Here is a 24,706-nt window from a genome sequence, read left to right as displayed (position 1 = left end):
ATATCTTTGCTACTTCAAAATGAAGCAGAAATTTTACAAATATCAAGGAACAGGAAACGATTTTGTGATGATTGATAATCGTCAACAAAATTTCGACAAAAATAATGCCAAACTCGTGGCAGACCTTTGTGACAGACGTTTTGGCATAGGCGGCGATGGTTTAATTCTTCTTGAGAATCATAATGAATATGATTTTAAAATGGTGTACTATAACGCCGATGGAAACGAAAGTACCATGTGTGGTAATGGGGGAAGGTGCTTGGTAGCCTTTGCAAAACAGTTGGGTGTTATTTCAAACAAAGCAGTTTTTGAGGCTATAGATGGTTTGCATCATGCCGAAATTGATGGAGATATTGTCAGATTGCAAATGCAGGATGTGCCTGTGATTGATAAAAAAGAAAATCACGTGTTTTTAGACACTGGATCGCCACATCATGTGCAATTTGAAGATGCCATATCAGATTTTGATATAAAAACTAAAGGTGCCGCAATACGATATGGCGCACCTTATAACGAAGAAGGGTCTAATGTGAATTTCGTCAAGAAAATATCTAATAACGCATTTAGATTAAGAACTTATGAGCGTGGTGTTGAAGATGAAACTTTGTCATGTGGCACCGGTGCTACTGCGGTGGCAATCGCAATGCATGCCTTAAATGAAACGAAAAGCCATGAGATAGATTTAAAGGTTGAAGGCGGGGAATTAAAAGTGTCATTTGATGTGGAAGATGGTATTTATAAGAATGTATGGTTGATTGGATCAGCAAATTTTGTATTTGAAGGCGAAATATGAACACATTAAAAGGAGAACATATTGACCTTAGAGCGCTTGAGCCTGAAGATTTAGAGTTTGTTTTAGAAGTAGAAAATAATGAAGACACTTGGCATTTAAGCAATACCCAAACACCATTCTCACGATTTGTTATTAAGCAATATTTAGAAAATGCCCATAAGGATATTTTTGAAGTGAAGCAATTGCGCTTGGTCATTTGTGATAAAACCAAAAAATCTTTAGGGCTAATAGACTTATTTGATTTTGACTTTAAGAATAAAAGGGCAGGAGTAGGCATTATAATAAAGGATACTCGAGATAGAGAAAAAGGCTTTGGCAATGAGGCATTGCAGTTACTTTTAAAATATAGTTTTACACATTTGGGTTTACATCAATTGTATTGTAATATTTCTGAAAATAACACTGCAAGCATCAAGCTATTTACCAAACTAGGTTTTCAAAAGATAGGATTAAAAACAGATTGGAATTTCAATAACGGTAAATTTGAAAACGAATATTTATTACAACTCATACATCAATAAATGTACATTAAAAAGATACTTTGGGCTATTGCCCTCATAGGATTAGTAGTAGCTGGATTTTTTGCTTATTACGTTTACAGTGCAATGCTAGCACCAAACACGAAATTCAATAATGATGAGGCTTACATCTATGTGAAATCAACAGATAATTATAATGATGTAAGAGCGCAATTAGAACCCTTACTACAAGATATTGATAAATTTGATGTTCTGGCAGAACAAAAACAGTACGTTAGTAATATAAAATCAGGCAAATACGTCATAAAAAAAGGAATGAGTAATAACGATATTATCAATTCCATAAGAAGCGGTAACATTCCCGTTAAAGTATCTTTTAACAATCAGAGTTCCTTAGAGAAATTGGCAGGACGCATTGCAAATCAAATTGAAGCGGATAGTTTGGAACTTATAAAAGTAATGACTGATACCAGGTTTTTAAGTGAAAACGGTTTTAAGCCAGAAACAGGATTAGGCATGTATTTACCTAACAGCTATGAGCTGTATTGGGACACTTCAGCAGAAGTCTTTAGAGACCGTATGTTGAAGGAGTATAAGCGTTTTTGGAATGATAAGAGAATAGCAAAAGCACATGATATCGGCTTATCGGAAGATCAAGTTATCGCCTTAGCGTCTATCGTTTATGAAGAGTCTAAAGAACGTTCTGAGCAGCCTAGAATTGCTGGTGTTTATATGAATAGACTTCGAATTGGTATGCCATTACAAGCGGATCCTACCTTAAAGTTTGCAGCTTATAAATTGCCAAAATATAAAAACACCGTGATTAAGCGTGTTTTAAATATTCACAAGGAAATTGAGTCGCCATATAATACTTATAAAAACAGAGGGTTGCCTCCTGGGCTTATTGCAATGCCCGACATTTCTGCTATTGATGCCGTATTAAATTATGAAAAGCATAATTATCTTTACTTTGCGGCAGATCCAAAACACTTTGGTTACCACAAGTTTGCTAAAACATTGTCACAACATAATGTGAATGCTAGGGCATATCAACGCTATTTATCGTCTCAAGGCATCAATAAATAAGTGAAATCTTGGGTATTTAATATTGTTGTTTTTCTGTTTTGCTTCTTAAATAGCTTCTCACAATCATCTTTAGAACAGTTTTTAACACCAAGTGATACACTACATACAAAGCGAAGAAATGCAGTAATCATTTCTGAAGCCACTTTATCTTCTGTGGCGCTTATTGGTTTAAATGAATTATGGTACGCAGATTTTGAGCGTTCAAAGCTTCGTACCATCAATGATAATTCCGAATGGTTACAAATGGATAAGTTGGGGCATGTGTTTACTGCCTACCAAATGGGTAAGCAAGGTGCAAATCTTTTAAATTGGAGTGGCGTTAGTAAAAAAGACCAACTCATTTATGGGGCTACGCTTGGATTTGGATTTTTAACTGCTGTTGAAGTGCTGGATGGCTATTCAAGCGAATGGGGTTTTTCATGGGGAGATGTGGGTGCAAATGCCTTAGGAACAGGGCTCTATATTTCGCAAGAATTATTGTGGAATGAGCAGCGAATTGACGTAAAGTTCAGTTTTAGCCAGTCGAGATATGCAGCACAACGCCCCGATAAACTTGGGAAATCATTTGTTGAACAGATTTTAAAAGATTACAACGGACAAACGTATTGGCTTAGTTTTAATTTGCATTCTTTTTTTAAGCAAAGTAAAATTCCTAAGTGGCTAAATATAGCTTTGGGCTACGGTGGAGAGGGTATGCTAACAGCTGTTAATGATACTGACAATCAATTGTTAACAACTATTCCAAGATATCGGCAGTTATATCTGAGTTTAGACGTAAATTTGTCAAACCTAAGCACTAATTCAGCACTATTGAAGTCAATTTTTAGCATTTTTAATATGATAAAAATACCTTTTCCAACTTTAGAATTTAATAAAAATGGGGCTGTATTTCATCTATTCCATTATTAAAAATTGTACTTCAACGATTAGTTTTGATAAAATCAAAAAAAAGCGTAATTTTGCCGGCTCAAATTTTCAAGCAATTTTACGATTAAATTTTGCTGAAGAAATTTAAGTTATATGGTAAAAAATATTGCAAGTTACCTAGGATTAGCACTTACAATATGTATACTATTGCAAGTATCGTTTTCAAGTGAGGAAACGGTAGATTTAAGTAGGTATTCAACCGATGGCTTGGTGTTAAATTACACAGTTAAGCCAGATGTAAGCATTACTGATAATGTTGAGACATCAAATGAGGGGTACGAAGCGTTTTCACCATATCTTGGGAAATCGTTCGTAGGATTCAAGGAAGCACTTGCTTTCAGTGAATCTGGTGGAAATTATGCGACCATTAACACTTATGGATACTTGGGGAAGTATCAATTTGGAAAAGAGACGCTAAAGTTAATTGGAGTTAGAAATCTTCATAACTTTTTAAATAACCCAAAACTTCAAGAAAAGGCTTTTATAGCTAATGCCCAACGTAATAAATGGATTTTACGTAGAGATATCAACCGATTTGTTGGAAAACGTATTAACGGTGTTTTGGTAACCGAATCGGGTATTTTGGCAGCAGCACATCTTGCGGGTCCAGGAAGTGTGAAAAAGTATTTGAGAAGTTATGGTTTGGATAACTTTGCAGATGGATATGGCACAACCATATCTAATTATATGAAACGATTTTCAGGTTATGATACATCGTTTTTAATAGCGAATAAAAAAGCAAAAGTGAATACGCTTTAGGAGCGCGTTACCTTTTATGGATAATAAAAATTGTAGGTCTCTTATGGAGATCTACATTTTTTTTTGCCCATACCTTAGCTGGTAGTGTTTTTATAAATTCAGTTTGCAGCGTAATATCGCATGCCACACAAACATTGGTATCACCTGAAATCGTGGCACAAATATCTTCTAACATTTTATTATTGCGATAAGGTGTTTCTATAAAAATTTGGGATTGATTTTGTTCAAATGATAAACGTTCCAAACGTCTCAGTTCTCGTTTTCTTTCACTTTTATCAATTGGTAAATAACCATTAAATGAAAAGTTTTGTCCGTTTAAGCCAGAACTCATAATAGCCATTAATATTGATGATGGTCCAACCAATGGCACTACTTGAATATCTTTCTCATGGGCTAGTTTCACAACATCAGCTCCAGGATCAGCAACACCAGGGCAACCCGCTTCAGAGAGCAGTCCTACATTTTTACCGTTAATGCATGGTTCTAAAAACTCTGGCAATTCAATAGATTGGGTAAATTTATTCAATAAAAACAGTTCTAAGGCTGGTTGTGATTTCTTCGGACTTATTTTTTTTATAAATCGTCTCGCAGATTTTTCATTTTCAACTATAAATATCGAAACATCTTCAATTACTTTTTTTACCGAAATTGGTAATACCTCAAGAGGTGCATTGTCTCCTAAAGTTGTTGGGATAAGAAACAGTTTGCCTTTAGCCGTTTGCATTCTGCTAATATAAGGTTATTTACTAGGTTAATCTATTTGCAATCTGGTCACAGGCTTCGTCAAGCATTTGATATACGTTTTCAAAACCTTGATCTCCACCGTAATAAGGGTCTGGAACGCTCAAATTCTCGTTTGGGGTGATTTCATTGAGAATGAGTTTCACCTTAGATGAATCATTGTCATTTTCGGCCATGGCCATGATATGATTAAAATTTGATTCATCCATTGCGTAAATAAAATCAAATGCTTCAAAATCCTGTTTAACAAATTGTCTGCCTCTAAGATGCGTAATATCAATACCGTATTTTTTGGCTACTGAAATAGAGCGGGGGTCTGGTCTGCTTCCAATATGGTAAGCTGCAGTTCCCGCAGAATCAATTGTAAATCTATCTTTTGGTAGTTTCGACTTTAAAATACCTTCAGCCAATGGAGATCGGCAGATATTGCCTAAACACACCATTAGAATTTTAGTCATTTTTAATTGAGTTTAAACCGAGAGTTTTTTTGCAATATCTTCTACGTATTTTCTAAACTGCTTGTCTGTAGAAGAAAGGTTATCCACTGTTTTACAGGCATGAAGTACCGTGGCATGATCGCGTTTACCAATTTGAGAGCCAATACTTGCCAATGAGGCTTTAGTCATTTTCTTAGCAAAGAACATGGCTAACTGTCTTGCCTGTACGATATGGCGCTTGCGTGTCTTGGATTGTAAGGTATCGACATCCATTTGAAAGTAGTCGGAAACCACTTTTTGTATATAGTCAATGGATACCTCACGTTTTGTGTTTTTAACAAATTTCTCTACAATCTGTTTTGCAAGGTCAAGTGTAATTTCTTTTCTATTAAAAGAGGATTGTGCAATTAATGAAATAATAGCACCCTCTAATTCACGTACATTGGTTTTAATGTTTTTGGCGACGTAATCTACGATTTCATCAGGCATTTCAACACCGTCACGATATAATTTGTTCTTTAATATAGAAACACGAGTCTCAAAATCTGGATGTTGCAATTCGGCAGAAAGTCCCCATTTGAAACGGGATAACAAACGTTGCTCAATGTCTTGCATATCCACAGGTGCCTTGTCACTAGTTAAAATTACCTGTTTGCCATTTTGGTGTAAATGGTTAAAAATATGGAAGAATACATCTTGTGTGCCTGATTTTCCAGAAAGAAATTGTACATCATCAATAATTAAAACATCAATTATTTGATAGAAGTGAATAAAATCATTTCGATTGTTCTTTTTAACGGAATCAATATATTGTTGCGTGAATTTCTCTGCAGAAATATATAATACTGTTTTTTCGGGATATTTATCCTTTATATCAACACCGATGGCGTGTGCTAAATGCGTTTTACCTAAACCTACACCACCAAAAATTAACAAAGGATTAAAAGATGTGCCTCCAGGTTTTGCTGCAACGGCTAAACCAGCACTTCTTGCTAATCTATTTGAGTCTCCTTCTAAAAAGTTTTCAAAACTATAGTTAGGATTTAGCTGCGATTCAATCTTCACATTTCTAATTCCAGGAATTACGAATGGATTTTTTAACTCAGGACTTTTATTGTTTAGTGGAATATCAACTTCTTGTGATTTTACTGGCGTTCTATTAGAACTTGGAATTTTTTCAGTAAAAGGTTGTTTGTTGCCGTAGGTGTTTTCCATCTTAATGATGTAAACTAATTTGGCGGTTTCTCCTAACTCTTTCGTGAGGGCAACTTTTAAAATTTTAACGTAATGTTCCTCGAGCCATTCATAAAAGAACTTACTAGGAACTTGAATACTTAAAGCGTTATCCTGAAGCTTTACTGCTACAATGGGTTCAAACCAAGTTTTATAGGCTTGCGGTTGGATGTTATCCTTTATAAAATTGAGACAGTTACTCCAAACCGATTGCGCAGTTGTACTCATTTAGTTAAAATATTTGGTTTTTAGTTAGTAAATTATTTAAAGAGAAGAATACCTCTTTAAATCCCCCATTTGTTGTGTGGCAAATATGTGAACAAAATTCTAAAAAAAAAAATCAAATCGGGTTGAATTTTCAGAAATTTTTCCTCATGTTTAAGCACTAGCCGAAACTACAAAAAAATATTGATATAAAGTCATGAAATTCGATGAAATACAAATAAGAGTGAGATATGGTGAAACTGACCAAATGGGAGTAGTATATCACGGCAATTATGCACTATACTTAGAAATGGGGCGGATTGAATGGCTGCGTAAACTTGGGATTTCCTACAAAAAAATGGAAGAAGATGGTATAATGTTGCCAGTAGTTTCCTTAAATATAAATTATAAAAAATCAGCAGGTTACGACGATCTAATTAATGTAAAAACTCAACTTAAAAACAAGCCTACTGCTAAGATTGAATTTGAGTATGAAATTACGAATGAAGCTGGTGAAATTTTAACCACAGCAAATACAACTTTAGTTTTTATAGATATGAAAACGAATAGACCAACTAGACCGCCTAAATATATCATGGAAGCAATTACCTAGGATTGTTATATTTTTTCAATAGATACTCCGTAGACTGAATTGAAAACTTCGAATATTTTCTCTGATTCACTTTTTCTAACTGAAATGGTAATAATACAATTTAGTTCCAACTGTTGATTGGTAATTTGTAATTGCCTTTCCTTAATGATTCGCATCACTTTATTCATCTCTTTGTACTCAAAAGTAATTTGAAACTGAACATCAATGGTTTTTTCAATAATTTTTGAAGATTCTAAAGATAATAGCGCAGTAGTTTTGTAGGCTTGTATCAAACCGCCAATGCCCAATTTAACACCTCCAAAATACCGAACAACTATAACGAGTACGTTGGTAACCTCAAAAGACAATATTTGACCATAAATGGGCATTCCCGCAGAATTGCTGGGTTCACCATCATCATTTACTCTGAAAACAGGTTGTTCAGTGCCAATTTTGTAAGCGTAACACCAATGTCTAGCGCTGTGATGCTGTTTTTTTACTGCTGTTAAATGTTTTTTTATAGCATCCTCATTTACAACAGGGTAGGCGTAACCATAAAATTTACTATTCTTTTCTTTAAAAAGTACACTTTCGGTTGGAGAAGTAATCGTCTTATATGTGTCATTAAGCTCCAAACTAAAAGAGTTGTTTTTGAATTAAAAACAAATCTGCTACATCCTCTATGTAAGGTGTAATATGCCATGTTTTTATGCTCAAAGCGTCTGCAGTTGCAATATTATCTGCATTATCATCAATGAATAGGCATTTTTCTGGATTCAGTTTATTAGCGTTTAAAACGAATTCAAAAATATCAGAATTGGGTTTTCTTAAATGGATTTCGTGTGATAAGTAAAAAGTATCAAAACAATTTTTGAACTCTTCATAGAATGAAATATTGTTTTTTATCCAATCAATATGAAGCTCATTTGTATTGCTTAGTAAAATGAGGTTGTATCGGTTTTGCGCTTTTAAATTTTTTAAAAACTCCAAACGGTGTCTAGGGAAATCTTTCAAAATGATATTCCATAAATCAGTTAGTTGATTTTTAGTCAAATGTGGAAATGTTTCAGCATAAAAATCAATGAATTTCTCTGTTGAAACTTCTCCTGTTTCGTATAGTTTGTTGATGTTGATGATGTCGTTTGACGGTGCGCTTATTCCAAGTTGTTCAAGGGATGCTTTATAACCATTTTCAATATCAAGATTAATAAATACATTCCCAAAGTCGAATATAATGGTATCAATCATTGTTATAAATATTTAAAAGATCGTTTTGTAATTTGGTTTGAGACAAAAGTGTTGCTGAGAATTTAGGGGCTTTTATGCCATTTTTAAAAATAGAATCCCCAACGAAAACGCGCGCCTCATCCCAAAGATTTTCATCAATAAAGGTTTGCAGTGTTTTTGCACCACCTTCAATAATCAAAGAATTTATATTCTTTTGAAATAGAATGTCACAAATTTGTATTCCTACAGGTTTTGAAAAATCAATGATATTCTGATCGATTACTATAGTTTCAGCTTCGCTAGTAAAAATATTTAGATGCTTTTTAAGCCTGTTGCTACTATCAATTAATACTCTTATGGGGTTTCCACCTGTCCAATTGCGGACAGTCAAACTAGGATTATCCTCTAATGCAGTATTGGTGCCCACTAAAATCGCCTGTTCTTCGGCACGCCATTTATGTACCAATTGCCTTGAATATTGGTTTGTAATCCAAACGGGCTCTTGTTTTGCTTTTGATTTTGGTGCAATAAAACCATCTTTGGTTTCGGCCCATTTCAAAATAATATAAGGTCGTTTTTTATTATGGAACGTAAAAAAGCGCTTATGGTGTTGCTTGCATTCATCTTCTAAAACGCCGACTGTAACGTCAATACCGGCCTCAATTAATCTTTTTATACCTTTTCCAGCTACTTGTTGGTTGTCATCGATACAGCCAATTACCACTTTAGGAATGCGGTGTTTTATTATCAAATCACTACAAGGTGGTGTTTTTCCAAAATGGGAGCAAGGTTCTAAGGTTACATAAAGTGTGGCCTGTTTTAAAGCAGATTTATCTTTTACCGCTTCAATGGCATTTACCTCTGCATGATTACCGCCATAAGCACTGGTGAAGCCTTCACTTATAATTTTGTTATTGGCAACAATAACACATCCTACCATTGGGTTTGGCCTCGTTATGCCCAAGCCGTTTTTGGCGATTGCAATACAGCGTTTTATATAAGATTCGTGAATGCTCAATCTTAAATTTTAATTTTCACTTCTTCAGTTTCATCAACGTCATACGTATATGAAAACCCTAGTGTTTTGTATATAATATCACCTTTGTATTGTACTTTCATTTTTTTGCTAAATAAACTACCGATAAGCCCGCCGATACTTTTACCGCTTATCAAGCTATCAACAGGAACGGTTGCTTTAAGCGGAATGCTAAATTCTTCTTTTGCAGGTACTTTAAAACTTTCAGTTGAGACATAGGCAACCTCATTATCATTCACATAAATCTTAATTTCGTCGGTTTTAAGTTCACCACCAATATCGTTTGGATTTACAAAAAGTGCATCCGCAGATAAAATGATGTATTTAGATGTAGATTCCTCAACCTTTATATTTTCAACATTTACGAATAGAGGTTTCTCATTCACTTTACAGTTGAAAAAAGTACACCATATTGTTAATAATAATAAAGCACGTTTCATATTATTTTTTTCAGAATTGCTGTATCTTCACTTTTGGAAAAGACCAGTTAAAGTGCGTAAAGATACTACAGTTATTCGAGAAATTCAGCCACATGACAATGCGCAGTTGGAAGTAGTGATTCGCGATTGTTTTCATGAATTTAAGATTCCTCTAGAAGGTACAGCCTATGCAGATCCTGAAACAAAGGCCATGTTTGAATCTTATCAAAATGATAATGATGTGTATTATGTAGTAGATAGGGACGGAGAAATTTTGGGAGGGGCAGGTGTTAAGCCACTTAGGGATTTTGAAGGTAATATCTGCGAAATTCAAAAAATGTACTTTTCACCTAAGGTTCGTGGAGCAGGTTATGGTAGGTTGATGTTTGAAACATGTTTAAAAGCCGCAAAAGATTTGGGTTATGAAACATGTTATTTAGAGTCTGCACCACAATTAAAAGCTGCCATACATATTTATGAGAGTTACGGTTTTACTCATTTAGATGCGCCTCTAGGAAATACAGGGCATTTTTCCTGTGGGGTTTGGATGATAAAAGATTTATGAAGTTAGCTCAAATAAAAAATGAATTTCATAACGTTTTGCGCAAGCTATTTCCGAAGGAGGAAATAGATACCTTCTTTTATCTCATTTCTGAAAAGTTTTATGGTATAAAGCGGATTGATTTAACAATGTATCCTGAGAAAGAAGTGAAAGATGAAGCTTTAATCTTAGAAGCATTAGAGCTTCTGAAACAGCAAAAACCAATTCAGTATATATTAGGAGAAACCGAATTTTATGGTCTGCGATATAAAGTGAATGAAGATGTCTTGATTCCACGCCCTGAAACTGAAGAATTGGTTGAATGGATTTTAAATTGGTATTCAAAACGAAGCGAAGCAACTACCGACATCAATATTTTAGATATTGGCACTGGTAGCGGCTGCATTGCAATTTCATTGGCTAAAAACTTACCCCAAGCCAAAGTTTATGGTTTTGATTTCAGTAAAAATGCTCTAAAGATAGCTAAAGAGAACACAAAATATAATTCAGTAAACATTGAATTTGTTGAAGGCGATATTTTAAATGAAGATGCTTTTGAAACGTATTTTAACAATGATAAATTTGATGTAATAGTGTCTAATCCGCCTTATGTGAGGGCAAAAGAAAAACAATTGATGAAGCCAAATGTTTTAGATTATGAACCGCATTTAGCCTTATTTGTTGAAGATGATAACCCGCTATTGTTTTACAATGCTATTGCTAAATTTGCAAAAAAAGCATTGCGGACAAATGGAGTGTTATTTTTCGAAATAAATGAATACTTAGGACAGGAAACTGTCTTGCTTTTGGAGAAATTCAATTATAAAAATATAGTTTTAAAACAAGACGCTTTTGGTAAGGATAGAATGGTAAAAGCAGAACTTAACTAATGGAAGATATTCAGAAAAAAATAAATCAACTAAGAGAAGAACTTAGAGAGCACAACTATAATTATTATGTGCTTGATAACCCTACAATTTCAGATTATGAGTTTGATGTTAAGCTGAAAGGACTTCAAGAACTGGAAGCAAAGCATCCGGAATTTTATGATGCAAATTCGCCCACCCAACGCGTAGGTGGAGCCGTTACAAAGAATTTTGAAACGGTGAAGCATGAATATCGCATGTATTCCCTGGATAATTCCTATTCCAAAGAAGATGTGTTGGATTGGGAAAAGCGCATCAAAAAAATAGTAGATGGCGAAGTGCATTATACTTGCGAGCTAAAATACGATGGTGCCTCCATGAGTTTAACCTATGAAAACGGTAAATTGGTAAAGGCTGTAACTCGTGGTGACGGATTTCAAGGGGATGATGTTACTGCAAATGTAAAAACCATTAAATCTGTACCCTTACAACTTAAGGGCGATTATCCCAATAAATTTGAAATTAGAGGAGAAATTGTACTGCCTTTTGAGGGTTTCAATAAGATGAATCAAGAGCGTATTGCCAATGGGGAAGAGCCCTATAGAAATCCAAGAAATACAGCTTCTGGAAGCCTTAAACTGCAGGATAGTGCTGAAGTGGCTAAACGCCCATTAGAGTGTTTACTATACAGTTTAAAAGGGAGAAACTTACCAATTTCAACCCAATTTGAAAGTTTGAAGAAGGCACGCTCCTGGGGGTTTAAAGTGCCAGATGTAGCCATTTTAGCAAAAAATGTTGATGAAGTTTTAGAATTTGTAAACTATTGGGATACGAAACGTCATGAATTACCTTATGAAACTGATGGCGTAGTGGTAAAGGTTAATAGTTTGCAACAGCAAGAAGAGCTGGGATATACCGCCAAAGCACCGCGTTGGGCTATGGCTTATAAGTTCAAGGCAGAACAGGTGTCTACAGTATTAAACCAAATAACCTACCAAGTTGGGCGTACTGGCGCCATTACGCCAGTGGCGAACTTAGAACCTGTTGAGTTAGCTGGAACAACGGTAAAACGTGCCTCTATTCATAACGCAGACCAAATTGAAAAGTTGGACATACGTGAAAGAGACACCGTTTATGTGGAAAAAGGAGGGGAGATTATCCCAAAGATTATTGGTGTTGATATTGCACAACGTCCTTCGGATTCACAACCCACAAGATATATAACGCATTGTCCAGAATGTAATACAGAACTGGTAAGAACTGAAGGTGATGCCAAACACTATTGTCCTAATTATAATGGATGTAATCCGCAAATTATTGGTAGAATTCAACATTATATCTCTAGAAAAGCTATGGATATTGAGGGCTTAGGAGGAGAAACTGTTGCGCTTTTGGTCAATGAAGGCCTGATTTCAAATTATTCAGATTTGTATGAATTGACCAAAGAGCAAGTTATTCCTTTGGAACGTATGGCTGAGAAAAGTGCTGAAAACTTAGTTAATGGGATTGAAGCCTCTAAAACTATTCCTTTTGAAAGGGTGTTATATGCCATTGGTATTCGCTATGTAGGAGAAACGGTTGCAAAAAAACTGGCGAAACATTATAAATCCATCGATAATTTAATTAATGCATCTCAAGAAGATTTAGAAAACGTTGATGAAATTGGGGTGAAAATTGCAGAAAGTGTAAAACTGTTTTTTGCTTCAGAAGAAAATATCAATATCATAAATCGATTAAAGCAATTTGGAGTGCAGTTGGAAATATCTTCAGAGGAATTGGAAGGTCAAACAGATATCCTAAAAGGGCAATCTATCGTTGTTTCTGGAGTATTTGAACACGTTTCAAGAACAGAACTTAAAAAGCTCATTGAGGATAATGGTGGAAAAGTAAGTAGTTCTATATCTTCAAAAACTAGTTTTGTGGTTGCTGGGGATAAAATGGGGCCAAGTAAAAAGAATAAGGCCGATGCTTTGGGAATTGATTTGATTAATGAAATTAAATTCTTACAAATAATTAATAAAATGTAAATATTAACGATAAAAAGCATTTTTTTATCGATTAATTACATTTTTTGGTTATATTTGCTTTAAAGCTATTAACCAATATTATGTGTAGCCCCAAAGTTTTAGCATGTATGGTAGGTTCAATTTATGCACTATTCGTGTATTTTTTGTTCTCAGGCAAGCTGTTCTACGCAGATGCTACCAGTGCGTTGATTTTACCTATTATCACGATAGCGTATTTCTGTAATGTTGAAAAACGATCGCTGTATTTCGTCTTATTTCTGGTGCTGTATTCAATATCAGATTTAATGATAATCTTTTCTGATAAACTATCCTATCACATTGATTATTTCATAGGAAATGGCTTGTATATTCTTGCATATATAGCCTTAACTATTGAAATAGGCAGAAATTTATCTCTTAGCTATATTTTGAAGCACTATCTTTTTTCTATAATAGTATTATTTATCTTAAATTCATATATAGCTTATGTCCTTTTACAGATTGTAAACCCCTATTTAGATTTAGGTGCGGAATATATTTTAGAAATAGTATACAACGCTTCCATGCTAATGATACTCTCCTTGGCACTTTTAAATTATTTTTACAAGGATAGCAGAAAAGCATTTTACATATTAGTAGGTGCGATATGTATTGTTTTTGCCGAGGTAATCAATATTGCGTATTTATACGTCTCACATCAAAACCTTCTTAACTTCTTTACGATATCATTGGGGCTTGTAGGCTTTTATTTCTTATATGAACAGGCAAAATTAAAGTACAGAAAACAGGACAAAGTACTTAATTAAGCTTTTTTAATAACGGAATTTTATTTCTGTAAATAAAGGCTATTACCGCAGACAACAAAAAGGTAATTACTGCTGTCCCGAATAGTAAACCACCATCACCCTTTACGTCAATGCCCAATGTAGTAAGGTGCATTACTATGGCTCCACCAATGATGCCTAAGGTTAAAAGTGCGCCCGCCCATGCTGTTTTTCTGAATATCAACAGTATGCCTGCAATTAATTCCATAATACCAATGCCTATTCTTCCGTGTGGCTCCAAGCCTACAGTTTCAAAAATGTAGATGCTGTCTTCGTGTCCTAGAAATTTAAATCGAAGTGTTTGAATTAAGATTACTGCAACTATAATGCGTAATGCTAAGGGAACGTATTTTTTCATATTGTTTTGGTTTGATACAGTTTTAGACGCAACAATTACCAAAACTTATCATAACCTTAAGAAAAAACTAAACTATAATTGAAGTGCCATTGGCAGTTTTGTTTTTATCTGTATCAAAATAAAAATCTATCTGACCGAGGTAAAGCCCATAGCATCCTACTTGGTTTACCAGTATATTTTTCCCATCCAGATTCTTTACAATAGTAGGTTTTGGTAAAAATGTATGTGTATGGCCCCCAATAATTAAATCGATATCCTTTGTGGCTTCAGCAAGTTTCAAGTCACTTACTTTGTCAGGATTATTTCTATAATTATATCCCAAATGAGATAAACATATAATCAAGTCGCATCGCTTTTCAAGCTTCAGAATGCGCGTCATTTCCTGAGTAATTTCAATAGGATCTAAATATTTGGTCTCTTTGTAAAGCTTTTTCCCAACCAGTCCGTAAAGCTCAATGCCCAAACCAAACACGCCTATTTTAACACCGTCTTTTTTAAAAACCTGATAGGGTTTTACGTGGGTATCCATAATGGTATTAGAGAAATCGTAATTGGCTGAAACAAAACCAAATTCGGCATGAGGTAATTGGGCATATAATCCTTCTATGCCATTATCAAAATCGTGATTACCGATAGTGGCTAAATCATATTTTAACTTGCTCATGAGTTTAAACTCCAGTTCACCTCCATAATAATTAAAGTAAGGCGTGCCTTGAAAAATATCGCCAGCATCAAGCAATAGTGTATTGGGGTTTTGCTTTCTGATGCTTTCAATTAAAGAAGCGCGCCTTGCAACCCCACCTTTATTGGCATTTCGGCCTTCATCTGGACCAAATGTATCAATATGGCTGTGTACATCGTTGGTATGTAATATGGTAATTTTAGTAGGTTTTGAGGTAAAAGACTGAAGCCCAAAACCACCAGCAGCAGCCAAAGCTGTTGTGCCAGCAGATACCTTTTGAATAAAATCTCTTCTTCTCATCTTCTTATTTTATAATAAATCTGTCATCGATTACAGGATTAATAGTGTCTGTCTTTTTAAAATAATCAATCATTGCATTTCTTATTTTAAAGTCTAATTCATAAACGCCTTCATTTGGTTGGAAGAAGTTCATATTGTCGCCTCTGTTGTACAAATAATCGCTGGTGGCAAAATAGTATATCTTGTTTGCATCGATTGCTTCATTGTTAATCGTGGCGCTAATCAAATTAAAATCCTTATCAACCACAATCTTAAGTCCGGCAATAGGATTTGCTCTTTTTCTGCTTACTAAATAATTAATAGCCCCATCTATCTGTTTTCCTTTAAGCCCAACAACAACAATTTCGTTTTCAAATGGCATAACATTATAAGCGGTTCTGGCACTCACAGGTCCCTTGGGAATTTCTGCACGGATACCTCCGTGGTTTAGGATAACAACATCAATGTTTTTGCCGGTTCTTTTATGGAAAATGCCATTTCCTTCAGATTGTACAATATCGGCCATTAAATTTCCAATGGCAGTGTTTAGTTCTCCATCATTTTTAGAATAGGTATCAACGGCAACGGCCAAAACACTATCTAAATCACTCTCAATTCGATTTTTATATGGCGCAATAAATGCCTCAACATCAGGATTTGGCGAAACATCCTTGTTGATATCCAAACGCTTGCCCTCAATTTTGCTTAAATGCAGTTTCTCAGTTTTACAACTAATTATCAGAAGCAAGACCAGTAAGCATAAGCTTAGTTTTGATTTGGTAAAATTTACCATCTTAAATTTGATTATTTTTTGAGTGTACTTTTGCTACCTTTGCGCAAAGTGTAAATTTAAATGTTTTTAAAAGCTTTTAAGACAAAATCAAATAAAAAGTATTTGAATAAATTATTATCCAAACGTAAAGTTAACGTTGATAATACTAAAATTAAAAGCCTAGGTGTTATTTTAAATTTTGATGAAATTGAGGATTTTAATGCGTTTAATGTTTTGGCGTCCCGCTTGAAGATTCATGCAAATAAAATTAAGGTAATAGCATATACTACTGATTTAAAAAGCCATGGTAACTCTTGGGATGCCTGCTTTAATGAAAAGGATTTTGGCTGGAAGGGAGAGATAAAAAATGTAGAGTTGCAAACGTTTCTTGATGAATCTTTTGATGTTTTGATTAGTTATTACACCCAAGAGCATTTGGAATTAAAATTATTAACAGCATTGTCTAAATCTCAATTTAAAATTGGAATTTTGCAGACTGATGCCCGTTTGAATGACCTAATTATAAAAACTAAAATTAAGGAGATTAATATATTTAGCGATGAAGTGGTTAAATATTTAACGGTATTAAATAAAATTTAAAGATGAATAGTAAGTTTCTTGGAACTGGAGTTGCACTCGTTACACCTTTTAAAACAGACTTAAGTGTAGATTATGATGCGCTTAATAAGATTGTTGAGTACAATATTGAAAACGGTGTGGAGTATTTGGTAATATCTGGCACAACGGCCGAAAGTGTAACCATAACCAAACAAGAGAAAAAGGATATCACTGCTGCTGTAATTGAAGCAAACAAAGGTAGATTACCACTGGTTTTAGGAATTGGAGGTAATAACACTGCTGCGATTATCGAGGAAATACAGACTACGGATTTAAGTGAAATTGATGCGATTCTTTCGGTGTCTCCATATTATACAAAACCAACACAAGAAGGCATATACCAGCATTTTAAGGCAATTGCAGAGGCTAGTTCTACAGATATTTTGTTGTACAATGTTCCTGGGCGCACTTCTAAAAATATTGAACCAGATACTATTGTTCGTCTTGCAAATGACTTTGATAACATCATCGGAGTGAAAGAAGCCGGTAACAGTACGTATCAATATTTGCAAATTTTGAAAAACAAGCCAGATGATTTCTTGGTAATCTCTGGAGATGACGATTTAGCTTTGGGTGTTACACTTGCTGGTGGTTCGGGTGTTATCTCTGTAATAGGTCAGGCCTTTCCGAAGGAGTTTTCAGAAATGATACGATTAGGATTAAAAGGGGATGCCAAAGCTGCCTATAAATACCACTTCCGTTTAATGGATGTTATCGACTATATTTTTGAAGAAAATAATCCAGCAGGCATTAAAGCTGTTTTTGAGGCATTGAATTTATGTGAATCTGCGGTAAGATTGCCATTGGTGCCAGCTACTGATGGGTTGAAAGCTAAAATATCTGCTTTTGTAAAGGGTTTTTAATTTGGGCAAAAAGATAAAAGATCCAGGTATTGGTAACTCTTCAGCAGAACATGTAGGGCGGTTAATCAATGACAACGGAGCTTTTAACGTAGTGCACAAAAATAGACCAAGGCGGTTTTCTGAGGCCTACAATTATCTGATAAATATTTCGTGGTGGCAATTTTTTGTTCTCGCTTTTATCTCATACATCATAGCCAATGTTTTTTTTGCTTTGTTATACTTGGCAATTGGTATTGAGGAAATTACTGCTGCTTCTGGAGATATATATCAAGATTTCCTAAACGCTTTCTTTTTTTCATCCCAAACTTTTACTACACTTGGTTATGGTGCAATGTCACCATCTGATATGGCCAGTGGTATTGTGTCTTCAATAGAAGCGTTTATAGGTCTTATGTTTTTTGCTTTTACTACAGGTTTGCTTTATGGTCGTTTTTCTAAACCTAAGGCAGCAATTCGATTTACAAAACATCTAGTTCTAAATCAATTAAAAGAGCATAATGCGTTGATGTTTAGAATTGAAAACGATAGAAGAAGCACAATGATTCAGCCAAAAGTTACGGTAACACTTACGCTTTCAAGGAAAAACAAAAAGGGCGAATATGTAAATGATTTTTATAATCTGGAATTGGAACGTGATAACATTAACTATCTGCCAACAACTTGGACTATCGTTCATGAAATTGATGATAAAAGTCCATTATTTAAGTTTTCGGAAAATGACATTTTAAAACAACAAGGTGAATTGATAGTTATGGTAAGTTATTATGACGAATCCTTTAATCAAGAGGTGCATCAAATGTGTTCTTACTTATTGAAAGATGTTAAACTTAATTACAGATTTGTAAAAACGTATTACTATAACGAAAAAGGAGAAATGGTGCTAGATCATAAACTTTTTAATGCCATTGAATCTTCCAAAAGTTAAATATAACTTAAACCTGATAGCTACTAGGTTTGAAGAATTATTTTAGCCGTAAAATAATATTTTTAAATTACGTTTAATAAGTGTAATTTTGCAACTTGTTTAAATTTATGAGATACGTTTTCGGCATAATTGTTTTTATCTGCACTTTAAGTTCATGCAGTGAATATCAAAAGGTTTTAAAATCTGAAGATATTGCTCTGAAGTTTAAAACAGGTGATTCTCTTTTTCAAGAAGGTAAGTATGAGAAGGCCAATAGGATTTTTCAACAAATTGTGCCTAAATATAAGGGTAAGCCTCAAGCACAAAAATTGATGTACTTATACTCAAAATCTTTTTATGAAATGAAAGATTATTATGTGTCAGGTTATCAGTTTGAGCGTTTCGTGTCCAGTTACCCTAAAAGTGAAAAGAAGGAAGAGGCAGCTTTTTTAAGTGCAAAAAGCTATTATATGCTTTCACCGCGGTACTCAAAAGATCAGAAGGAAACTAGGGACGCTATTGAAAAACTACAAGAATTTATCAATTTATATCCGAATTCACAATATGTAGCAGAGGCAAATACACTTGTTAAAGAATTGGATTTTAAACTGGAGAAAAAAGCATTTGAAATAGCGAAGCAATACGATCATATTTCAGACTATAAGGCTTCAATACGATCATTTGATAATTTTATATTCGAGTTTCCAGGATCGGTTTTACGTGAAGATGCTTTATTTTATCGGTTTGATGCGGCATATGAACTTGCTATTAATAGTATAGAGCTTAAGCGAACTGCTGAAGGAGTTGTTAGGTTGAAGAAAAACAGATTGGAACAAGCAAAAGAATATTTTAATGTCTTTAAAAAGGCTTATGCAAATTCTAAGTATATTGCAGAAGCTGAAGAAATGGCAGCAACTATAGATATAGAATTAGAAACTTACAGTGCTAAAAGTTAATATATAATGATGGATTTAAAGAAAACTACTGCTCCGGTAAACACGGTAACGTATGACAGAAATCAAGTAGATGAACCAACAGAAAACATTTACGAGGCAATTTCTATTATTTCAAGGAGAGCAGAGCAAATTAACACAGAGATTAAAAAGGAATTGATTGATAAGTTGGAGGAATTTGCAACTTACAATGATAGCTTAGAAGAAATCTTTGAAAATAAGGAGCAAATTGAGGTGTCAAAATTTTATGAAAAATTACCTAAACCTCATGCTTTAGCTGTTCAAGAATGGCTTACAGATAAAATTTACTTTAGACATACTGAGGAAGAAGACGCTCAGTAATCACAATTTATGAGTATACTAAGCGGCAAAAACATACTGTTAGGCATTACTGCAGGTATTGCCGCTTATAAAACTGCTTCGTTAGTACGTTTATTTATAAAATCGGGAGCAAAGGTTAAGGTTGTAATGACACCTGCTTCAAAAGATTTTGTAACCCCACTTACGCTTTCCACGCTTTCAAAAAGCCCAGTGCATTCTTCTTTCACTAATGAGGGTGACGATAATGCCGTATGGAATAACCATGTGGATTTAGGTCTGTGGGCAGACTTATTTGTTATAGCACCAGCAACAGCAAATACCTTGTCTAAGATGGCAAATGGTACTTCAGATAATTTATTGCTAGCCACATATCTATCTGCAAAGTGTCCAGTATATTTTGCACCTGCGATGGATTTAGATATGTATAAACATGAATCCACTAAGAATTCGTTTAAAACTTTAGAATCTTACGGCAATATCATGATTCCAGCCACAAGTGGCGAGTTGGCTAGTGGTTTGGTAGGCGAGGGTAGAATGGCGGAACCTGAAGATATTGTTACTTTTATAGAAAATGATATCCTAGATAAGCTTCCTCTAAGGGGCAAAAAAGTACTGATTACAGCGGGTCCGACATATGAAGCAATTGATCCAGTACGATTTATAGGAAACCATTCCAGTGGGAAAATGGGTTTTGAAATTGCCAAGGCATCGGCAAATTTGGGAGCTGAGGTGGTATTGATTACAGGGCCTACGCATCAACATGTTTCTCATAACCTTATAAATGTTGTACCAGTTACCAGTGCTGAAGATATGTATCAAGAAGTACATAAGAGCTTCAAGGATGTTGATGTAGCTATACTTTCTGCAGCAGTGGCCGATTTTAGACCTAAAGAAGTAGCAACTCAAAAAATTAAAAAGAAATCTGATACATTAACTTTAGATTTAGAGCGCACTAAAGATATTCTTGCTTCTCTAGGAGAGATTAAGCAACAGCAATTTTTGGTGGGGTTTGCTCTTGAAACCAATAATGAATTAGAGAACGCAAAGCAGAAATTAAAAAAGAAAAACTTAAATTTAATTGTTTTAAATTCGTTACAAGATAAAGGAGCAGGTTTTAAAGGCGACACTAATAAAGTTACTTTTATAGATAATAAAAATAACGTAACAGAGTTTGAATTAAAGTCTAAAACCGAAGTAGCGAAAGATTTATTAAACGAAATTGTAAAACAAGTAAATGCGTAACTTAATATTCATTTTATTATTTAGCCTAAGTTCACTTGGCTTTTCCCAGGAGTTGAACTGCACTGTGGTTGTAAATGCGCAACAAACGGGTAATGAAAACTTGCAGATTTTTAAGAATTTAGAAAAGCAATTAACCGAATTCATTAATAATACGAAATGGACGGATAGAACTTTTTCACCTCAAGAACTCATCAGTTGCAGTATGAATATTATCATATCAGAGTATAGCGGTGAGTTTTTTAATGCTACAATACAGGTACAATCTTCAAGACCTATTTATGGGTCTTCATACAGTTCGCCGATTTATAATTTTAACGATAAAGATTTCACATTTAGATACTTAGAGTTTCAGAATTTGATTTATAATCCAACACAGTATACATCAAATTTAATATCAGTTTTAGCATTTCATGTATATATGATTTTAGCTTTGGATGCGGATTCTTATGAGCAAAACGGAGGACAGGATTACTACAAGCAGGCCCAAACCATTTTAAATTATTCACAACAGGAAAACTTTAAAGGTTGGAAGTTGGAAGACGGGCTACAAAGCAGATTTATACTAATTGATAATGTGCTGTCTACTACATTCAAGGAATTTAGAAATGTAATTTACGATTATCATAGGCTTGGTTTGGACGAAATGAGTAATGACACCAAAAAAGGAAAGGAAAAGATAGCAGCAAGTTTATCAAAGTTTAAGGCTATGAATAGTAGGCGTCCAAATTCATTCTTATTACGAACGTTTTTTGATGCCAAGGCAGATGAAATAGAACAAATATTTACAGATGGCCCACAGGTAAACATTGCTAATCTAAAGGATGTATTGCAGAAAGTAGCACCAATGCATTCCAGTAAATGGCGAAACATTAAGTTTTAAGAATTCCTGTAAAAGCAGGAATCTATTCATCTACAATTTCCCTATTTTTACAAAATGCTCACATCGCTAACCATAAAAAACTATGCATTGATTGACCATCTTCAGGTTAATTTTAACGATGGCTTTACCATAATTACTGGAGAAACTGGAGCGGGAAAATCTATTTTGTTAGGTGGTTTATCCTTAATATTAGGTAAACGTGCAGATTTAAGTAGTCTGAAAGACAAAAACGTAAAGTGCATCATAGAGGCTGTTTTTAATGTTTCAAACTACAATTTAAAAACGTTATTTCAAACTGAAGATTTAGATTATGAATCTCAAACCATCATCAGAAGAGAGATTTTACCATCGGGAAAATCTAGAGCTTTCGTAAATGATTCTCCTGTTAATTTAAATAGTTTGCAGTTACTTGGAGAGCGCTTAATTGATGTACATAGTCAGCACCAAACACTGCAGCTAACGCAGAATAATTTTCAGTTTCAAGTGATTGATGCGTTGGCAAAAAATGAAAGAGAACTAGAATCATATGTGGTGGAGCTGACAAACTATAAGCAGTTAAATGTTGATTTAGAACAACTTAATGCCCTTAAAGCAAATGCTATTAAGGAATATGATTATAATGCCTTCTTGCTAAATGAATTGGTTGAAGCAAACTTGGTAGAAGATGAGCTAGAATCTTTAGAAGAGGAATATGAGACCTTAAATAATATTGAAGACATTAAGGCTCATCTATCTGAAGCTTATCAGTTATTAGGTGATGAACAAATTGGGGTTATAGCAATAATGACCAATTTAAAAAGTAGCCTCTCAAAACTGTCCGAACTATCATCTAAATATGAAGAGCTTTACGAACGTGTGAATAGTAGCCTAATTGAAATTGATGATGTATTTAGTGAAGTCGATGCGAAACAAAGCGATATTGAAGCCGACCCTATGCGTTTGGAAACCGTAAATGCGAAGCTTCAAACATTAAACAATCTGCTTCAGAAACATCAGGTGTCAGCAGTTTCAGAATTGATTGAAATAAGAGAGGCTCTAACTGAAAAAGTAGGAATTACAGAGAATTTAGATGAAACTATTCAAAATAAAATAGAGGCCATCTCAAAGTCTGCCGAAAAACTTGATGCCGTAGCTAAAACCATTAGTTCTAAAAGAAACAAAGCGATTCCCAATTTGATAGCGCAATTACAAGCGATACTTTCAGATTTAGGCATGCCAAACGCGCAGTTTAATATAGAATTGTCATCTACTGAAAATTATTTTTCAAATGGAAAAGATGAGTTGTCATTTTTATTTTCAGCAAACAAGGGAGGTAGTTTTAACGCTTTAAAAAAGGCAGCTTCTGGAGGTGAATTATCTCGTATTATGCTGGCAATTAAGCTTATACTGTCAAATTATACGCAGTTGCCAACAATTATGTTTGATGAGATTGATACAGGGGTCTCTGGTGAAATTTCAAATAAAATGGCGGACATCATGTTACAAATGAGTAAAAACATGCAGGTGTTTTCCATTACTCATTTACCGCAAATTGCAGCTAAAGGGCACTCTCATTTTAAAGTGTATAAGGAGGATGTGGATAATGTAACACAAACTAAATTGGTTAAATTAAACCATGATGACCGTATTGTAGAAATTGCGCAAATGTTAGGTGGTGCGGAGTTGTCAACTTCGGCAATTGCTCACGCTAAGGAATTACTTAATTAAAAAACATTCCAGATTAAAGTTGAAAGTTTAGTACTTTTGACACGAAAAATTAGATAAAATTAACTGACTATTATTATGGCTTATAATTTATTAAAAGGGAAAAAGGGAATCATTTTTGGAGCTTTAGATTCAAACTCAATCGCTTGGAAAACAGCTGAAAGAGTGCATGAGGAAGGCGGACAATTTGTGCTCACCAATGCACCTGTTGCAATGCGAATGGGGCAAATTAACGAATTGGCTGAAAAAACAGGTTCTGAAATAATTCCTGCGGATGCTACTTCAGAAGAGGATTTACAAAATTTAGTTGAAAAATCGATGGAGATTTTAGGCGGGAAAATAGATTTTGTATTGCATTCTATAGGTATGTCCATCAATGTTAGAAAGGGAAAGCATTACACTGATCAAAATTATAGCTGGACGCAAAAAGGTACTGATGTTTCTGCAATGTCTTTTCACAAAGTAATGCAAACGCTTTATAAAGCTGATGCGATGAACGAATGGGGAAGTATCGTGGCTCTTACATATATGGCAGCACAACGTGTGTTTCCTGATTATAACGATATGGCCGATAACAAAGCCTATTTAGAGAGTATTGCACGTAGCTTTGGATATTTCTTTGGTAGAGATAAAAAAGTGCGTGTAAATACAATTTCCCAATCCCCAACACCAACAACTGCTGGTAGTGGTGTGAAAGGTTTTGATGGCTTTATTTCTTATGCTGAAAAGATGTCACCATTAGGTAACGCTACAGCTATGGATTGCGCAAATTATACAGTGACATTGTTTAGCGATTTAACAAAACGAGTAACGTTACAAAATCTTTATAATGATGGTGGTTTTAGTAATATGGGCGTAAGTGATGCAGTAATGAGCACTTTTACTGGAGAAGAATAAATAACAAAGTTATATAAAATTTGACCTGTCAGGTTTTTAAAAGCTGACAGGTCTTTTTTGTTA

Annotated in this window: 29 protein-coding genes; 19 read left to right on the top strand and 10 right to left on the bottom strand. The window is 34.4% G+C overall.

From position 1 onward, the window contains the following. Positions 1-19 precede the first annotated feature (19 nt). From dapF to EYD45_RS07195, 5 genes are all read left to right on the top strand, one after another. Entirely contained in the window at positions 20-793 is a 774-nt protein-coding gene (gene dapF, locus EYD45_RS07215) for a diaminopimelate epimerase (RefSeq protein WP_130963868.1), read from the top strand. Then, on the top strand, positions 790-1,314 hold the full coding sequence (locus EYD45_RS07210) for a GNAT family N-acetyltransferase (RefSeq protein ID WP_130963867.1): 525 nt from the start codon (positions 790-792) through the stop codon (positions 1,312-1,314). The genes dapF and EYD45_RS07210 overlap by 4 nt, the downstream gene beginning before the upstream one ends. Continuing rightward, positions 1,315-2,358 carry an endolytic transglycosylase MltG gene (mltG, locus tag EYD45_RS07205; RefSeq protein ID WP_130963866.1) on the top strand — a complete coding sequence of 348 codons (1,044 nt, stop codon included), beginning with the start codon at positions 1,315-1,317 and terminating at the stop codon, positions 2,356-2,358. After that, positions 2,359-3,267, top strand: coding sequence for a DUF2279 domain-containing protein (locus EYD45_RS07200; protein WP_130963865.1), 909 nt, complete (start codon positions 2,359-2,361; stop codon positions 3,265-3,267). A 111-nt stretch (positions 3,268-3,378) separates the two neighbouring features. Then, the gene (locus EYD45_RS07195) at positions 3,379-4,044 is read left to right on the top strand and encodes a lysozyme family protein (RefSeq protein WP_130963864.1); all 666 of its coding nucleotides are present in this window, start codon (positions 3,379-3,381) and stop codon (positions 4,042-4,044) included. A 7-nt stretch (positions 4,045-4,051) separates the two neighbouring features. Here EYD45_RS07195 and EYD45_RS07190 read toward each other — a convergent pair whose 3' ends face one another. The 3 genes from EYD45_RS07190 to dnaA are packed head-to-tail and all read right to left on the bottom strand — an operon-like array spanning position 4,052 to position 6,683. Next, positions 4,052-4,768, bottom strand: a complete 717-nt coding sequence (locus tag EYD45_RS07190) for an SAM-dependent methyltransferase (protein WP_130963863.1) — start codon at positions 4,766-4,768, stop codon at positions 4,052-4,054. Positions 4,769-4,790: 22 nt separating this feature from the next. Beyond that, positions 4,791-5,243, bottom strand: a complete 453-nt coding sequence (locus EYD45_RS07185; protein WP_130963862.1) for a low molecular weight protein-tyrosine-phosphatase — start codon at positions 5,241-5,243, stop codon at positions 4,791-4,793. A gap of 12 nt (positions 5,244-5,255) precedes the next feature. After that, positions 5,256-6,683 (bottom strand): chromosomal replication initiator protein DnaA, encoded by a 1,428-nt coding sequence (gene dnaA, locus EYD45_RS07180; RefSeq protein WP_130963861.1) that lies wholly within the window; start codon positions 6,681-6,683, stop codon positions 5,256-5,258. Positions 6,684-6,876: 193 nt separating this feature from the next. Between dnaA and EYD45_RS07175 the strand changes: the two genes are divergently transcribed. Then, on the top strand, positions 6,877-7,272 hold the full coding sequence (locus EYD45_RS07175) for an acyl-CoA thioesterase (RefSeq protein WP_130963860.1): 396 nt from the start codon (positions 6,877-6,879) through the stop codon (positions 7,270-7,272). Between the two features lie 5 nt (positions 7,273-7,277). Here the strand turns inward: EYD45_RS07175 and EYD45_RS07170 are convergent, their stop codons facing one another. The 4 genes from EYD45_RS07170 to EYD45_RS07155 are packed head-to-tail and all read right to left on the bottom strand — an operon-like array spanning position 7,278 to position 9,954. Further along, positions 7,278-7,886, bottom strand: a complete 609-nt coding sequence (locus EYD45_RS07170) for an IMPACT family protein (RefSeq protein ID WP_130963859.1) — start codon at positions 7,884-7,886, stop codon at positions 7,278-7,280. 1 nt (position 7,887) lies between these two features. Beyond that, positions 7,888-8,499, bottom strand: coding sequence for an HAD family hydrolase (locus EYD45_RS07165; protein ID WP_130963858.1), 612 nt, complete (start codon positions 8,497-8,499; stop codon positions 7,888-7,890). Then, positions 8,492-9,496, bottom strand: coding sequence for a bifunctional diaminohydroxyphosphoribosylaminopyrimidine deaminase/5-amino-6-(5-phosphoribosylamino)uracil reductase RibD (ribD, locus tag EYD45_RS07160; protein ID WP_130963857.1), 1,005 nt, complete (start codon positions 9,494-9,496; stop codon positions 8,492-8,494). The genes EYD45_RS07165 and ribD overlap by 8 nt, the downstream gene beginning before the upstream one ends. A gap of 2 nt (positions 9,497-9,498) precedes the next feature. Continuing rightward, a complete protein-coding gene (locus EYD45_RS07155; protein ID WP_130963856.1) occupies positions 9,499-9,954 on the bottom strand; it encodes an NDR1/HIN1-like protein in 456 nt (151 codons plus the stop codon). A 52-nt stretch (positions 9,955-10,006) separates the two neighbouring features. On the opposite strand from EYD45_RS07155, the gene EYD45_RS07150 reads away from it, so the two are divergent. The 4 genes from EYD45_RS07150 to EYD45_RS07135 all read left to right on the top strand — a co-directional run bounded on the left by EYD45_RS07150 (position 10,007) and on the right by EYD45_RS07135 (position 14,152). Then, positions 10,007-10,498: a GNAT family N-acetyltransferase gene (locus tag EYD45_RS07150; protein WP_130963855.1), complete on the top strand. Its 492-nt coding sequence runs from the start codon at positions 10,007-10,009 to the stop codon at positions 10,496-10,498. After that, on the top strand, positions 10,495-11,364 hold the full coding sequence (gene prmC, locus EYD45_RS07145; RefSeq protein ID WP_130963854.1) for a peptide chain release factor N(5)-glutamine methyltransferase: 870 nt from the start codon (positions 10,495-10,497) through the stop codon (positions 11,362-11,364). The genes EYD45_RS07150 and prmC overlap by 4 nt, the downstream gene beginning before the upstream one ends. Beyond that, complete coding sequence (gene ligA / locus EYD45_RS07140; RefSeq protein WP_130963853.1) at positions 11,364-13,367, top strand: NAD-dependent DNA ligase LigA; 2,004 nt, start codon at positions 11,364-11,366, stop codon at positions 13,365-13,367. The genes prmC and ligA overlap by 1 nt, the downstream gene beginning before the upstream one ends. An 80-nt stretch (positions 13,368-13,447) precedes the next feature. Then, positions 13,448-14,152 (top strand): hypothetical protein, encoded by a 705-nt coding sequence (locus EYD45_RS07135; protein ID WP_130963852.1) that lies wholly within the window; start codon positions 13,448-13,450, stop codon positions 14,150-14,152. On the opposite strand, the gene EYD45_RS07130 is transcribed toward EYD45_RS07135, so the two are convergent. The 3 genes from EYD45_RS07130 to EYD45_RS07120 all read right to left on the bottom strand — a co-directional run bounded on the left by EYD45_RS07130 (position 14,145) and on the right by EYD45_RS07120 (position 16,282). Then, the gene (locus EYD45_RS07130; RefSeq protein WP_130963851.1) at positions 14,145-14,528 is read right to left on the bottom strand and encodes a DoxX family membrane protein; all 384 of its coding nucleotides are present in this window, start codon (positions 14,526-14,528) and stop codon (positions 14,145-14,147) included. The genes EYD45_RS07135 and EYD45_RS07130 overlap by 8 nt on opposite strands. Positions 14,529-14,595: 67 nt before the next feature. Beyond that, a complete protein-coding gene (locus EYD45_RS07125) occupies positions 14,596-15,510 on the bottom strand; it encodes a bifunctional metallophosphatase/5'-nucleotidase (RefSeq protein WP_130963850.1) in 915 nt (304 codons plus the stop codon). Positions 15,511-15,514: 4 nt separating this feature from the next. After that, positions 15,515-16,282, bottom strand: a complete 768-nt coding sequence (locus EYD45_RS07120; RefSeq protein ID WP_130963849.1) for a 5'-nucleotidase C-terminal domain-containing protein — start codon at positions 16,280-16,282, stop codon at positions 15,515-15,517. A 60-nt stretch (positions 16,283-16,342) separates the two neighbouring features. On the opposite strand from EYD45_RS07120, the gene EYD45_RS07115 reads away from it, so the two are divergent. From EYD45_RS07115 to EYD45_RS07075, 9 genes are all read left to right on the top strand, one after another. Beyond that, on the top strand, positions 16,343-16,861 hold the full coding sequence (locus tag EYD45_RS07115) for a DUF6913 domain-containing protein (protein WP_130963848.1): 519 nt from the start codon (positions 16,343-16,345) through the stop codon (positions 16,859-16,861). 2 nt (positions 16,862-16,863) lie between these two features. Continuing rightward, complete coding sequence (dapA, locus tag EYD45_RS07110; RefSeq protein ID WP_130963847.1) at positions 16,864-17,742, top strand: 4-hydroxy-tetrahydrodipicolinate synthase; 879 nt, start codon at positions 16,864-16,866, stop codon at positions 17,740-17,742. 1 nt (position 17,743) lies between these two features. Then, positions 17,744-18,667, top strand: coding sequence for an ion channel (locus EYD45_RS07105; protein ID WP_130963846.1), 924 nt, complete (start codon positions 17,744-17,746; stop codon positions 18,665-18,667). 107 nt (positions 18,668-18,774) lie between these two features. Further along, positions 18,775-19,602, top strand: coding sequence for an outer membrane protein assembly factor BamD (locus EYD45_RS07100; RefSeq protein ID WP_130963845.1), 828 nt, complete (start codon positions 18,775-18,777; stop codon positions 19,600-19,602). 9 nt (positions 19,603-19,611) lie between these two features. Then, a complete protein-coding gene (locus EYD45_RS07095; RefSeq protein WP_207303298.1) occupies positions 19,612-19,941 on the top strand; it encodes a DNA-directed RNA polymerase subunit omega in 330 nt (109 codons plus the stop codon). Between the two features lie 9 nt (positions 19,942-19,950). Beyond that, positions 19,951-21,162, top strand: coding sequence for a bifunctional phosphopantothenoylcysteine decarboxylase/phosphopantothenate--cysteine ligase CoaBC (gene coaBC / locus EYD45_RS07090; RefSeq protein WP_130963843.1), 1,212 nt, complete (start codon positions 19,951-19,953; stop codon positions 21,160-21,162). Further along, complete coding sequence (porD, locus tag EYD45_RS07085) at positions 21,155-22,042, top strand: type IX secretion system protein PorD (RefSeq protein WP_130963842.1); 888 nt, start codon at positions 21,155-21,157, stop codon at positions 22,040-22,042. Before coaBC ends, porD begins: the two co-directional genes overlap by 8 nt. Positions 22,043-22,096: 54 nt before the next feature. After that, positions 22,097-23,749, top strand: a complete 1,653-nt coding sequence (recN, locus tag EYD45_RS07080) for a DNA repair protein RecN (RefSeq protein ID WP_130963841.1) — start codon at positions 22,097-22,099, stop codon at positions 23,747-23,749. Positions 23,750-23,824: 75 nt separating this feature from the next. Next, positions 23,825-24,643 carry an enoyl-ACP reductase FabI gene (locus tag EYD45_RS07075; RefSeq protein WP_130963840.1) on the top strand — a complete coding sequence of 273 codons (819 nt, stop codon included), beginning with the start codon at positions 23,825-23,827 and terminating at the stop codon, positions 24,641-24,643. Positions 24,644-24,706 lie beyond the last annotated feature (63 nt).

The organism is Hyunsoonleella flava (genome assembly GCF_004310325.1).
GTDB classification, from domain to species: domain Bacteria; phylum Bacteroidota; class Bacteroidia; order Flavobacteriales; family Flavobacteriaceae; genus Jejuia; species Jejuia flava.
Note: the sequence above shows the minus strand (reverse complement) of the source record. Positions and strands in the feature narration are given on the sequence as shown.